Origin of the sequence: Arthrobacter sp. YD4, assembly GCF_030410515.1 — a bacterium.
In the GTDB taxonomy this organism is placed as follows: Bacteria; Actinomycetota; Actinomycetes; order Actinomycetales; family Micrococcaceae; genus Arthrobacter.
Map to the genome: position 1 here is coordinate 119,624 of NZ_JAUHHD010000001.1, position 12,150 is coordinate 131,773.

Annotated in this window: 12 protein-coding genes and 1 riboswitch; of the genes, 5 read left to right on the plus strand and 7 right to left on the minus strand. The window is 70.2% G+C overall.

What is annotated here, in order from left to right:
- Positions 1 to 9 precede the first annotated feature (9 nt).
- On the plus strand, positions 10 to 891 hold the full coding sequence (locus QWJ39_RS00490) for an MTAP family purine nucleoside phosphorylase (protein ID WP_290255746.1): 882 nt from the start codon (positions 10 to 12) through the stop codon (positions 889 to 891).
- Positions 888 to 1,949, plus strand: coding sequence for an NAD-dependent epimerase/dehydratase family protein (locus QWJ39_RS00495; RefSeq protein WP_290255747.1), 1,062 nt, complete (start codon positions 888 to 890; stop codon positions 1,947 to 1,949). The genes QWJ39_RS00490 and QWJ39_RS00495 overlap by 4 nt, the downstream gene beginning before the upstream one ends.
- A 4-nt stretch (positions 1,950 to 1,953) precedes the next feature.
- Here the strand turns inward: QWJ39_RS00495 and QWJ39_RS00500 are convergent, their stop codons facing one another.
- From QWJ39_RS00500 to thiO, 6 genes are all read right to left on the minus strand, one after another.
- Positions 1,954 to 2,406, minus strand: a complete 453-nt coding sequence (locus QWJ39_RS00500) for a hypothetical protein (RefSeq protein ID WP_290255748.1) — start codon at positions 2,404 to 2,406, stop codon at positions 1,954 to 1,956.
- Positions 2,403 to 3,614, minus strand: a complete 1,212-nt coding sequence (locus QWJ39_RS00505) for a molybdopterin-dependent oxidoreductase (RefSeq protein ID WP_290255749.1) — start codon at positions 3,612 to 3,614, stop codon at positions 2,403 to 2,405. Before QWJ39_RS00505 ends, QWJ39_RS00500 begins: the two co-directional genes overlap by 4 nt.
- A gap of 123 nt (positions 3,615 to 3,737) precedes the next feature.
- Positions 3,738 to 4,421: a hypothetical protein gene (locus QWJ39_RS00510; RefSeq protein WP_290255741.1), complete on the minus strand. Its 684-nt coding sequence runs from the start codon at positions 4,419 to 4,421 to the stop codon at positions 3,738 to 3,740.
- Positions 4,422 to 4,590: 169 nt separating this feature from the next.
- Complete coding sequence (locus QWJ39_RS00515; protein WP_290255750.1) at positions 4,591 to 5,412, minus strand: thiazole synthase; 822 nt, start codon at positions 5,410 to 5,412, stop codon at positions 4,591 to 4,593.
- Positions 5,413 to 5,417: 5 nt separating this feature from the next.
- Positions 5,418 to 5,654 (minus strand): sulfur carrier protein ThiS, encoded by a 237-nt coding sequence (thiS, locus tag QWJ39_RS00520; protein WP_290255751.1) that lies wholly within the window; start codon positions 5,652 to 5,654, stop codon positions 5,418 to 5,420.
- Complete coding sequence (gene thiO, locus QWJ39_RS00525) at positions 5,651 to 6,955, minus strand: glycine oxidase ThiO (protein ID WP_290255752.1); 1,305 nt, start codon at positions 6,953 to 6,955, stop codon at positions 5,651 to 5,653. Before thiO ends, thiS begins: the two co-directional genes overlap by 4 nt.
- A riboswitch (TPP riboswitch) is annotated at positions 6,946 to 7,063 on the minus strand. (Overlaps the previous gene by 10 nt.)
- Positions 7,064 to 7,089: 26 nt before the next feature.
- Between thiO and thiE the strand changes: the two genes are divergently transcribed.
- Positions 7,090 to 7,782: a thiamine phosphate synthase gene (thiE, locus tag QWJ39_RS00530; RefSeq protein WP_290255753.1), complete on the plus strand. Its 693-nt coding sequence runs from the start codon at positions 7,090 to 7,092 to the stop codon at positions 7,780 to 7,782.
- A gap of 55 nt (positions 7,783 to 7,837) precedes the next feature.
- Here the strand turns inward: thiE and QWJ39_RS00535 are convergent, their stop codons facing one another.
- Positions 7,838 to 8,536 (minus strand): ferritin-like fold-containing protein, encoded by a 699-nt coding sequence (locus QWJ39_RS00535; RefSeq protein ID WP_290255754.1) that lies wholly within the window; start codon positions 8,534 to 8,536, stop codon positions 7,838 to 7,840.
- 41 nt (positions 8,537 to 8,577) lie between these two features.
- Between QWJ39_RS00535 and QWJ39_RS00540 the strand changes: the two genes are divergently transcribed.
- Positions 8,578 to 10,074, plus strand: coding sequence for an RNB domain-containing ribonuclease (locus QWJ39_RS00540; RefSeq protein ID WP_290255755.1), 1,497 nt, complete (start codon positions 8,578 to 8,580; stop codon positions 10,072 to 10,074).
- A gap of 285 nt (positions 10,075 to 10,359) precedes the next feature.
- Positions 10,360 to 12,144, plus strand: a complete 1,785-nt coding sequence (locus tag QWJ39_RS00545; protein ID WP_290255756.1) for a DEAD/DEAH box helicase — start codon at positions 10,360 to 10,362, stop codon at positions 12,142 to 12,144.
- The last annotated feature ends 6 nt before the right edge of the window (positions 12,145 to 12,150 follow it).

Consider the following 12,150-nt stretch of genomic DNA (forward strand, 5'->3'; position numbering starts at 1 on the left):
GGACCGACTATGGAAACACCTACCACCGGAACGGCTCAGGCGCGCATCGGCATCATCGGCGGATCGGGGACATACCAGCTCCCGGCTGCAACAGTCATCGACACGGTCGAGGTCAGCACGCCGTACGGGACGCCCTCCGCCCCCGTCACCCTGGCGGATTTTGCCGGCCGACGGGTGGCCTTCCTACCCAGGCACGGCGGGAAGCACTCGGTGCCGCCGCAGCGCATCAACTACCGGGCCAACATCTGGGCGCTCAAGAGCCTCGGTGTGGAGGCGGTCCTCTCGTCCTCGGCGGTGGGCGGCCTCCGTGCAGGTTACGGACCCGACACCTTTGCGGTCACCGACCAGATCATCGACCGGACGTGGGGGCGGGCGGATACCTTCTTCGACGGAACCGTCGCCGAGGGCGTCCCGGCCGCCGGCGTCCAGCACCTGCCGGCGTCGGAACCGTTCTGCCCCACCCTGCGTTCACACCTGGCCGCCGCCCTTGAGGAAAACACCCTCGCCTTCGCCCCGACGGCAACAGTCGTGGTGATCAACGGACCACGGTTCTCGACGAAGGCCGAGTCCGGGTGGTACGCCGCAGGGGGTGCGGACATCATCAGCATGACCCAGTACCCCGAACCGCTGCTGGCCGCAGAACTCAACATGGGCTTCGCCAACCTGGCCTTCATCACCGATTCGGACACCGGACACGACGGTTCCGATCCCGTGACCGCCGACGCCGTCTTCGCCCGGTTGCGGAACGCCCAGCCCAACGTGCTGGCCGTTCTCGAAGCCGCCGTGGCGGCCATCGGCCCGGACTACCGGGCCCGGCCCTTGATGGATCCCGAGGCGGTACGCAGGATCATGGCGTTGCCCGCCGGCTTGGCCCCGGTGGCTGCCCGATGAAGATCCTGGTCACCGGCGGCGCCGGCTTTATCGGCTCGCACATTGTCGACGCCGCCCTCGCCAAGGGCTGGAGTGTCAGGATCCTGGATTCGATGGCCCCCGATCTCCACCCCGTTCCCCCGGCCCTCATGCCGGACGTGGATCTGATGGTCGGGGACGTCGCCGACCCGGGCACGGTCGACGCGGCGCTCCGCGGCGTCGATGTTGTCTGCCACCAAAGCGCAAAGGTGGGCCTCGGCGTCAGCTTCGCGGATGCGCCGGACTATGTCCGCAACAACGACTACGCCACGGCTGTGCTGCTGGCCGCGATGGAACGGCACCGCATCGGCCGGCTGGTGCTGGCATCGTCCATGGTCGTCTACGGCGAGGGCGCCTACGCGGATCCCCGGACCGGGATGCCGGTCCGGCCCGGGCCGCGTTCCGAAGCCGATTTACGTGCAGGGGTCTACGACCCCCGAGACCCGGAGGAGGGCACGGTCCTGGTTCCCGCGATGGTCACGGAAGACGCGGCGCTGGATCCCCGGAACGTCTACGCGGCGTCGAAACTGAGTCAGGAACATCTTGCCTCCTCGTGGGCCCGCAGCACCGGCGGTTCAGCCATCGCCCTGCGGTACCACAACGTCTATGGACCGAGGATGCCGAAGAACACCCCGTATGCGGGCGTGGCGTCATTGTTCCGGTCGGCGTTGGCCCGCGGCGAAGCTCCGCGCGTGTTCGAGGACGGCGGCCAGCGTCGCAGCTTCATTCATGTCCGGGACGTCGCCTCGGCCAACATCGCCGCCGCCGAGGCGCTGGCCGAAGAGACCAGGCCGCCGTTCCGGGCCTACAACGTGGGGGCGGACGAGGTCCGGACCATCGGCGACGTGGCGGCTGCCTTGAGCGCTTTCAGCGCCGGGCCGGCACCGGTGGTCACCGGCGAGTACCGGCTCGGGGACGTCAGGCACATCACCGCTTCCTCGGAGCGGATCAAGGACGAACTGGGCTGGGCCCCGGCTGTGGCTTTCGAGGAGGGCATGCGGGAGTTTGCCGTGGCTCCGCTGCGCGGCGAACCCGGATAGCCGGCTAGCGCCGCCGGCTTCCGGCCCGCCGTCCCCGGCGTTCCAGCAGGAGAATGGCGACGGCCGAGACCACGGCCAGGACCGCCCAGAGGCAGGCCAGGTTCACCGCGTAATCAGCTTCCAGGACGGTGCTCTTCCGCGCCACGGACTGGGCCTTGAGCAGCAGCGCCGTCAGCAGGGTCACTAGGGAACCGGTAAGCAGCGCTCCACGCAACACCGCGGCTGAGGCGGGCTGCAGCTTTGACCCGGCCCGGGTCAGGCCGAAGCCCGCGGCCGTGGACAGCGGCACCAGGACGCCGTCGTGCAGCAGAACGGCGACGGCCATCCACGTCAGGAGGCCCAGGAGTTGTGCCGGCCCGAGCTGGGTGGGCAACCCCACCAGGCCGTACCCCAGGACGGCCACCCCGGCGGCACCAAGCACCAGCCGGATGTTCCTTCGAGACTTGCCCGCGCTCACAGCACCTCCACACTTTGCAACCACTTGGTCTGGAGGACCCCGGGGCGGCCTGGCGCGATGATGCGGGCCGGGTAACCGTGGTCCAGGTCGAGCGCCGCACCGTTGAGTTCCAGGGCCACGAGCGTCTGCTCGTCCCTGGCGTATGCCGCGGGCATACTCATGGTGCGGTAGGCGCCTTCGGGTTCGAGGCTGGTGACGTGCAGGTCCGATTCCGGGGGAGCATCGACAGCTGCCAGCAGGTCGCGGACCCGCACCCCCCGCCAGCTGGCCAGCTGGCTCCATCCTTCGACACAGGCGATCGGCAGCTCATGGCTGTGCTGGGGCATGGCCCTCAACTGCTCCAGGGTGAAGGATCGCGTCACCGGGCCGGAACGCACAAGCAGGGCCCAGGCCGGGGACATCGCGGCGTCGGCGACCTTGGCGTCGGCGGCGGTGCGGTTTACGGGAACCCCCTGCGGGCCGGTTCCCATTTTCCGGGGAGCAAACAGGTTCAACGGCGCCAGCCAGGCGAATGATTGTCCCGCCGTCGTGACGACCACGGCCCCGGTGGCGGCCGTGACGGCCGTCAGCATTGCCCGCCGGGACCAGCGGCCGGGCGCAGGCACTCCGGCCCCGGACTCCCCCACGGCCGCGTCGGACGCGCCGGACACGGGGGAATTGCTGGCGGCGGCCGCGGCCTGCCGGCGCCGCCAATGCGCACTGATCGCAGGCAGCTTGACCGCAATATGGAGCAGCAGCGAACCCCAGATGACCCAGGCCAGCCAGTAGTGGGTCTCACGGAACGGGAACGGCCAGGGGTACCACTTGTAGGTGTTGATCAGACCCGTTGTCACCTGCAGCAGGGACGCGGCCACGAACAGGGCGATCGAGGCCCGTTCAAGGCCGTGGACGACGGACCGGACCGGCGGCCATGACAGCAGCTCCGGATAGACCGACCACAATTTCGCCAGCAGCAGCGGGATCGATGCGATACCCGCCGTCACGTGGATTCCCTGGCTGAGCTGATAGATCCACACAGGCCGTGTCGGGAAGATCATCCAGGCCGGCGGGTTCTGCAGTCCGTGGCTGAACAGGCCCGTGAGGAAGCAGACCGTGAAGGCAATCCCGAGCCATCGGCCCAGGACGACCGTCAACCGCGTACTGCGGGTCGGAGAGGCAAATTTCGCTGCCAGAAAGTCGGTGACCCGGCGGCCGTCAAGTCTGTGCATCTCTGGTTCACTTCACCAATCCGTGATTTTTAAGACCGCTCTGTCCTGAGCCGAAGGCCACGGACCGGGTTGGGTCCGTGGCCTTCACGCGTACCTTCACCGGCGTCCGCCGATGGGTGGGGGTTACTTGGTGTTGACGGTGATCTTCGCGATGCCAACGAGCATGTCGGCCTTCACGGCGTCGGTCTTGAACGTCTTGTTCAGCAGGCCCGCGGCGGTATCGGAGATCAGGACCCGGGTACCTTCCAGGACCGCGGTGTCGCCCGAGGTCTGCAGGGGCTTCAGGGTCGAACCGTCCAGGTTGAAGATGTAGGCCTGCTTCGCGGCGCTCTCACCGTTGACCGAGACGTCACCGTAGAGCTTCGAGGTGCCCGGATCAATCGTGAAGTTCGTCAGCTCGACCTTGGTGTCTCCGGCAGTGAGGGAGAAACCGGACCCGGCGTGGCTGATCAGGCCCTGGACGTAGGGACGGTAGTCCTTGGACGGGTCGTAGTAATCAACCTTGCCGCCGGTGATCGGGAAGACCAGCGAACCGTCGGTCAGCTGGGCGGTGCCCACCGTGCCGGGGGTCAGCTTCAACGTCTCCAGGGCCTTCGCGAAGGAAGCATCAAGCTTCACCGCGGTGGACACACCGGTCAGGGCCGGGATCGAAGCCAGCGGCTTCGGCGCAGCAGCCGCAGAAGAGGAGGACGACGCCGAGGACGAGGGGCTGCTTGAGGCGTTGTTGGCCGGGCTGCAGGCAGCCAGGGAGAACATCAGCGAACCGGCGGCGGCAACACCGAGGAAAGACTTCATGGACGTGCGCATAGAACTACTCCTTAGGACGAATGGGGAAAAGCCCGGCCCAGGCCCGCGAACGCGGCCTGATCAAACCGAAGGGACCGGCTTGGTCTGTCAGAAGTACTTCGGTAACACCCGCCCCACGGATTGGTCCCCACCCCACCAATATCGTCCTTTACCCATACGGGCGCCGCGGCTAGAGGAACTCGGCGCGGCCTTCCATACCGGAGGATGCCAGCGCGTGCTCGCGGCGCGGGATGCGGCCGGCCAGCCGGGCCAGGCGGCCCGCGGCGACGGCGTGTTTGAACGCCTCCCCCATCAGCACCGGGTTCTGCGCCCGGGTCACCGCGGTGGCCAGCAGCACGGCGTCGCAGCCCAGCTCCATGGCCAGCGCCGCATCCGAGGCCGTGCCGATGCCGGCGTCGAGGACCACGGGGACCGAGGCCCGGGAGACGATCAGTTCAATGTTGTGCGGGTTCAGGATGCCCAGGCCGGTGCCGATGGGCGCGCCCAGCGGCATGACGGCCGTGGCACCGAGGTGCTCCAGGCGCAGCGCCAGGACCGGGTCGTCGTTCGTGTAGGCGAAGACCTTGAACCCGCGCGCCACCAGCTGTTCGGTGGCGTCAGCCAGTTCCAGGGCGTCCGGAAGCAGCGTCTGTTCGTCAGCGATCACTTCGAGCTTCACCCAGTCCGTCTCCAGCGCCTCGCGGGCCAGTTCTGCGGTGAGCACCGCGTCGCGGGCGGTGAAGCATCCTGCGGTGTTGGGCAGCACCCGGATGTTGCGGTCGGCCAGCAGTTGGAACAGCGATCCGCTCTCTGCCGGGGAGTAGCGGCGCATCGCCACGGTGGTCAGTTCCGTGCCGGACGCCTCCAGTGCGGCGCCGAGGCCGTCGAGGCTGGGTGCGCCGCCGGTGCCCATGATGAGCCGGGAGCCCAGCTCCACGCCGTCGAAGGTCACCGGGTCGCGGTGCGCCGTGGCCTTCACGGCGGGCTCCTGCGCGGTGTCTGCTTCGTTCATGCCGTTCATCCTCCCTGTACCGCGGTGACGAGTTCGACGTCGTCGCCCTCGATGAGTTCTGTTGCGTGCCACCGGCTGCGGGGCACGACCTCGGCGTTGCGCGCGACGGCGACGCCAAGTTTGCGTCCGTCCGTGGCCTGGCCGTTGTCCGCCAGGGGCCGGCCGGTGACGCCGCTGACGAGGGCGCCGACCGTGGCGTTGTCCGGGAGCGCGTGCGGCTTCCCGTTGAGGGTGATGTTCATGCGGTTGTCCTGTGGGTCGCGGGGTGGAGAGCATTGGTAGGGCTGTGCGCCTGGCTGGTCGACTGATTGTGCTCAGCGTCGGTGCGTGGGCGGTCGAAGCGGTCCGGGAGGAACCCGTCCCAGCGCGGGTCCGGGGTGCCGTCCAGCAGCTCCCGGCAGATGGCCGCGGCCGCCGGGGTCAGCAGCACCCCGTGCCGGAAGAAGCCGGTGGCGATCACCAGGCCCGGGACGTGGCCGCCGCCGGGGGCACGGACCCGTCCCAGCAGCGGGGCGTTGTCCGGGGTGCCGGGGCGGGCCCTGGCCGTGGCCTCGTCGAGTTCGAGCTCAGCGACGGCCGGGACCAGCTGCTGGGCATCGCGCAGCAGCTGGTAGACCCCGCCGGCGGAGACCGCCCGGTCCCGGGCCTGGTCCTCGCGCTGGGTGGCGCCCACCACCACGGTGCCGTCCCCGCGCGGAACAATGTAGACCGGGACGCCCCGGACCAGTCCGCGCACGGTGGAGCTCAGCAATGGACGCAGCCGTTCGGGCACCCGGAGCCGGAGGATGTCGCCGTGGACCGGCCGCAGCGGCAGGGTGAGCCCCGCCGGGAGGTCCCGCAGGGCGGCGGCGCCCAGGCCGTTGGCCACGATGGTCTCGGCCGACCGGATCTCCCCTCCCCCGCTGAGCCGCACGCCGGCGACCCGCCCGTCCGCCTGAATTAGGCCCTCGGCCCGTTGCGGGACGGCCCGGAACCCGGTGTCGGCGGCCAGCAGCGCCGTGATCCGGGTGATCAGGCGGCGCGGGTCCACCTGATGGTCGGCGGGGATCTCGAAGGCGCAGGAGATCGCCGGGCTGATCAACGGTTCGCGGCGGCGGGCCTCCCGCACGGTGAGGGGTTCGACGGACAGGCCGGAGGCCAGTTGGAGGGCGCGCAGGTCCGCGAGCGCCTGCCGGTCCGCGGCGTCGGCACCCACGGCGAGGGTCGGCGTCGTGAGGTAGCCGGTGCCGGCTCCCCCGTCGCCGCCGTCGGCGAGGCTGCCGGCGAAGGCGGGCCAGAGCCGGGAGGACTCCAGCATCAGGGGCAGGAGGCCCTCCTCCTGGTAGTGGAGTTCGCTGACGGGTGCCAGCATGCCGGCGGCGGCCCAGCTGGCGCCGTCCCCGGGGGCGTCGTCGACCAGCGCCACGGTGCGCCCGGAGCGCCGGAGTTCCCAGGCGATGCCGTGGCCGATCACGCCCCCGCCAATCACGACGGCGTCGAGGGGGCCGTCAGGCCGGGCACCGGGGCCGTGCGGCCGGGCCTTAGGGCTGGGGGTGGTGTTCATGGGTTCCTTCCCTACGCCGGTACTAGCCGGATCAGGTCAAGCGGTCGGCTCTGACGCCCTCTCAGCCCTGCGCCGTCGACGGCGTGCGGGGCTCCCGCGGTATGCGCCCAGTTTAGAGGAACTACGCTTGGGGCATGAGCCAGGATGTCCACAGCACCGCCCGTTTGTACCTCTGCACCGATGCCCGCAAGGACCGCGGAGACTTTGAAGCCTTTGTCGATGCCGCGTTTACCGGGGGCGTGGACATCATCCAGCTCCGGGACAAGACCATCGAAGCCGCGGAGGAACTGGAGCTGCTGGAGGTCCTGCACACGGTCGCGGCGCGCCACGGCCGGCTCTGGGCCGTCAACGACCGCGCCGACCTGGCCTCGCTGGCCGGTGCCCCGGTGTTCCACATCGGGCAGAAGGACATTCCGTTCGGAGCGGCCCGGGACTTCCTCGGCAAGGACACCGTGATCGGCCTGTCCACCCACACCCCGGAGCAGGTCGACGCCGCCATCGCCGCCGCGCCGGGCCGGAGCGGGCTGGACTACTTCTGCGTGGGCCCGGTCTGGGCGACACCCACCAAGCCCGGCCGGGCCGCCGTCGGCCTGGACCTGGTCCGCTACGCCGCCGACGCGATCGAGCGCGCCGAGGCCGCGGGCGACGGCGGCAAGGTAGCCGGCGTCGTGCCGTGGTTCGCGATCGGCGGCATCGACCTGACAAATGTGGAGCAGGTCCTCGACGCCGGGGCCCGGCGGATCGTGGTGGTCCGGGCGATCACCGAGGCGGACGACCCCGCCGCTGCGGCGCAGGCCCTGCTCGCCGCCCTCGACGCCCGGGCTTAGTCGCGGCCGTGCGTAAGCGCGGCCGGTCGCCTCGGCCTCACCGGCCGCGGGCCCTCTACCCGGCCAGGCCCAGCAGGGTCATCCGGCGGGAGTGCGCCGTGGCCAGCGAAGTCAGCAGCGCCCGGACCGGATCCGTGCCCGCAGGGACGCCGTTGCCCGTTGCCCCGTTGCCCGCTGCTTCCGAACCCTGGACGGCCAGGAAGGCGTGGTCGGCCGCGACCCGCTGCGCCTGGGTCAGCGCCTCGCCGAGAAGCCGCCGTGCCCACAGCGCCAGCCGGGAGGCCAGCCGGGGATCGTCGGCCAGGGCCTGCTTGAGCCGTTCACGCAGCACCCCGGTGGCCTCTTCGGAGGCCTGGACCTGCTCCACGAGGGCCGCGGTGGCGGGATCCAGCCGCGGGATCAGGGAACGGTAGAAATCGGCGGAGACGGTGTCGATGACATACGCCTTCATCAGCGACTCGAACCAGTCGGCCGGCCGCGTCCGCTCATGGAAGTGGTCAACCGAGCGCTGGAACGGCACCATGGCGCCCTCCACGTCCTCGCCCATGTCCCGCAGCCGGGCGCACACCAGTTCGTAGTGCTCGAACTCCCGCACCGCCAGCCGGCCCAGCACGGCCCGGTCCCGGAGGGTGGGCGCGTAGCGGGCGTCGGAGGAGAGCCGTTCAAAGGCGGAGAGTTCGCTGTAGGCCATCACGCCGAGCAGGTCCGTGAGAAAGCGGTGATCGCGGGCGGAATCCGGCGTCGGAGTGCTCATCGTTCAAGACTAGCGGCGGATTTCGGGCTACCCTGACTTTCGTGTCTCACCATCGCCTGACGCCGAGCGTCCGCCAGCAGCAAAACCAGCTCGCCGAGGCGCTGAAGGCCCTGCGCACCGTCCTGGAACTGCCCGGGCCGTTCCCCGAGGAGGCGCTGCGCGACGCCGAGGCGGCGGTGGCCGGGCACGAACTTCCCGGCCTGGACCTGACCCACGTGGAGTTCGTGACGATCGACCCGGCGTCGTCCACGGACCTGGACCAGGCCCTGTTCATTGACCGCTCCGGCGACGGATACAAGGTCTTCTACGCGATCGCCGATGTCCCGTCCTTCGTGGCCCCCGGCGGCCCGCTCGACGCCGAGACGCGCCGCCGCGGGCAGACCTTCTACACGCCCGAGGGCCGCATCCCGCTCCACCCCGAGGTCATCAGCGAGGCCGCCGGCAGCCTCCTGGCCGGCCAGCTCTGCGCGGCCTTCGTCTGGGAGTTCGAGCTCGACGCCGCCGCCGAGGTGTCCTCGGTCCTGGTGCGCCGCGCCCGGGTCATCAGCCGCGCCAAGCTCAGTTACGCCGGGGTGCAGGCGGACCTCGACGCCGGCACGGCCGCCCCCGTCCTGGAACTGCTGAAAGAGGTCGGCGGCAAGCGGGTGGAGCTCGAGCGGCAGCGCGGCGGAGCGAGCCTGAACATGCCGGACCAGGAAATCGAACAGCTCCCCGACGGCGGCTACCGGATCGTCGCGGCTCCCCCGCTGCCGGTGGAGGACTGGAACGCGCAGATCTCGCTGATGACCGGAATGGCCGCCGCGGGCCTGATGCTCAAGGGCAAGGTGGGCATCCTGCGGACCATGCCCGCGCCGGACGAACGCTCCCTGCGCCACTTCCGCCGGCAGACCGGAGCGCTCGGCAAGCCGTGGGACGGGCAGACCAGCTACGGGGAATACCTGCGCACCCTGGACCCCACAGACCCCAAGCAGCTGGCCATCCTGCACTCGGCCGGGATGCTGTTCCGCGGCGCCGGCTACACCCCGTTCGATGGCAGCGTCCCGGACGACGCCATCCAATCCGCCATCGGCGCGTCGTACGCGCACTCCACCGCCCCGCTGCGGCGGCTGATCGACCGGTTCGTCCTGGTCATCTGCGAGGCGCTCTCGAACGGCGCCGAAGTTCCCGCCTGGGCCCGGGAGGCGCTGCCGTCCCTGCCCGCGATCATGGCCGCCTCGGACCAGCTCGCCGGGAAGCTGGAGCGGATGTCCCTGGACACGGTCGAGGCGGCGCTGCTGGTCAACCACGTCGGCCAGGAGTTCGACGCCGTCGTCATCTCCGGGTCGAAGCCCGCCAACGGTAACGGCGCGGGGGCCGGCAACGGCAACGGGAACGGGACAAAACCCAACGGCAACGGTCCGTCCGGAATCGTGCAGATCGCAGAGCCGGCCGTGACCGCCCGATGCCCGGGTGAGATGGAGTCGGGCAGCCTGGTCCGGGTACGCGTCGTCTCGGCCGACATCGCCGCCCGCGAAGTGCGGCTGGAGCTCGCCGGCTGAGGCCGCACCGCGCCGCAACGGCCGCGCCGTCGGGGACGCAGGGGCCGAACGGCTAGACTGGAAGGGTAGTAATGGATGCCCGGTCGTTGATTTCCTCGTAATTTCGAATCAACAAGCCCGCCCCTACGCGATCTTGAGACACACCCGCTGGTCCCAGTGCCAGCATCTAGATAGCCCGCGATCGGCTCCACTGGACTTGCTTGCGCCTACCGAGCGTGCTCCGGAACGGCCCTCCGCCGCCCCGTCGAGCAGGCAGCGCAACCCAAATGAATAAGGAAACTCCCCGTGAGTGAATTGCACACGCATCAGCTTCTGACCGACGAATCCGGCACGGAATCGATCGAACCGGAAGAAACCATCAGCTCCGACGAGGCGCCCCACGCCCTTCCGGAAAAGACGTTCGCCGACTTCAACGTCCGCGCCGACATCGTCGAGTCCCTGGCCGACGCCGGGATCACCCACCCGTTCCCCATCCAGGCCATGACCCTGCCGGTGGCCCTGGGCGGCCACGACATCATCGGCCAGGCCAAGACCGGCACCGGCAAGACCCTCGGCTTCGGCATCCCCGCGCTGCAGCGGGTCATCGGCCGCGACGACGCCGGCTACGACGCCCTCCCGACACCGGGTGCCCCGCAGGCCCTCGTGATCGTCCCCACCCGCGAGCTCGCCGTCCAGGTCGCCAACGACCTGCAGAACGCCGCCCGCAAGCGCAACGCCCGGATCGCCACCATCTACGGCGGCCGCGCGTACGAGCCGCAGGTCGATGCGTTGCAGAAGGGCGTGGAGGTTGTCGTCGGCACCCCCGGCCGCCTGATCGACCTGTTCAAGCAGAAGCACCTGGTGCTCAAGAACGTGAAGATGGTCATCCTCGACGAGGCCGACGAGATGCTGGACCTGGGCTTCCTGCCCGACGTCGAGACGCTGATCGCCGCCACCCCGGCCGTGCGCCAGACCCTGCTGTTCTCCGCCACCATGCCCGGCCCGGTCATCGCCATGGCCCGCCGCTACATGAGCCAGCCCACCCACATCCGCGCCGCGGACCCCGAGGACGAGGGCCTGACCAAGCGGGACATCCGCCAGCTGATCTACCGCGCCCACAGCATGGACAAGGTCGAGGTGGTGGCCCGGATCCTGCAGGCCCGCGGCCGCGGCAGGACCATCATCTTCACCAAGACCAAGCGCACCGCCGCAAAGGTCGCCGAGGAACTCGTGGACCGCGGGTTCGCGGCCGCCGCCATCCACGGTGACCTCGGCCAGGGCGCCCGCGAACAGGCGCTGCGCGCCTTCCGCAACAACAAGGTGGATGTCCTTGTCGCCACCGACGTCGCCGCCCGCGGCATCGACGTCGACGACGTCACGCACGTGATCAACTACCAGTGCGTCGAGGACGAGAAGATTTACTTGCACCGCGTGGGCCGCACCGGCCGCGCCGGCAACAAGGGCACCGCCGTGACCTTCGTGGACTGGGACGACATGCCGCGCTGGGGCCTGATCAACAAGGCCCTCGGCCTGAGCGTTCCGGAACCCATCGAGACCTACTCCTCCTCCCCGCACCTGTTTGAGGACCTGGATATCCCCGAGGGAACCAAGGGCCGCCTGCCGCGCGACAAGCGCGTCCTGGCCGGCGTGGACGCCGAGGAACTCGAGGACCTAGGCGAGACCGGCAAGAAGAACCCGCGCAGCAGCGGACGTGACGGCGCCCGCACCGGCTCCCGCGACGGCGGCCGCTCGGGCTCCCGTGAAGGCGGACGCTCCGGCGGCCGCGAGGGTTCGCGGGCCGGTTCGTCCGAAGGCGGCCGCGAGGGCGGACGTTCCGGCTCCCGCTCCGGTTCGCGCGAAGGCTCCCGCGAGGGCACCCGCGAAGGCTCGCGCCGTCGTCGGACCGCCCCCGAGCAGGAGACGGCCGCAGCGCCCGTGGAGGCCACCGGCCGCGCCGCCGCCGCGACGTCCGCCACCGAGGTTGACCGGGCCACCCGTGCCCGCCGCCGCACCCGGACCCGCCGCCACAACGGCGAAGTGGTTTCCGGGGAGGCCCAGGGCGGTACCGCGACGCGCAGCGCCGAGGCCTAATCCCCA